Genomic DNA, 729 nt, shown 5'->3' with positions numbered 1-729 from the left:
CACGACACCTGGGCCGCCACCTCCGAAATCCTCGCCCGCCTCGGCCTCAAGGTCGCCCACCAGGACGCCGCACACCCCCTCCTGGAGAAGCTCGGCGCCCTGCCCGCCACACCCCGCGCCATCCTCACCACCCCGCAGGTCCGTACGGCCGTCGCCGCCTCCCTCGACGACGACGCCGGCTGGGACGAGGACGCCCCGGACGCCGAGGAACTGGCCGACACCGTCCTCGCCCTGGTACGCGACGCGGCCCTGGAACCCGGCGACGAACCCTGGCTCGGCGCCCTCGCCCTCCCCGACGACGAGGGCGAACTCGCCCCCGCCGGCGAACTCGTCCTCCCCGGCAGCCCCTTCGCCCAGGTCATGCGCGAGGACGAACTGGCCTCCGTGGACGCCGAGTTGGCCGACCGCTGGGGCGAGCGGCCACTGGCCGCCTGCGGCGTACTGGCCAACTTCACCCTCGTACGCGCCACAGATGTCGTCCTGGACCCGGACGAACTGGAACCCCGAGAGGGCGACTACACCGAACCCGACGACGTCGGCGTACTCGACGCCGTGGACGTCTGGTGCGAGGACGCACTCGACCGCCTGCCCGACACACCCGTGCCCCCGGTCGCCACGGAGATCACCGCCGTACGGGACCTGGACCTGGTGGACGACGGGCTGCCTCCGACACCGCCGCCGCTCCGTTGTCCGCGCTCAGCTTGCGGTAGATGCGTACGAGATGGGTCT

1 pseudogene is annotated in these 729 nt (G+C 72.6%); it reads left to right on the top strand.

The window, feature by feature from the left end:
* Positions 1 to 729 (top strand): annotated as a pseudogene (locus G6048_RS48395) (sacsin N-terminal ATP-binding-like domain-containing protein); the annotation flags it as partial.

This window comes from Streptomyces ureilyticus, assembly GCF_011045025.1.
Taxonomy (GTDB): Bacteria; Actinomycetota; Actinomycetes; order Streptomycetales; family Streptomycetaceae; genus Streptomyces; species Streptomyces ureilyticus.
This window is presented reverse-complemented; position numbering and strand designations above follow the sequence as displayed.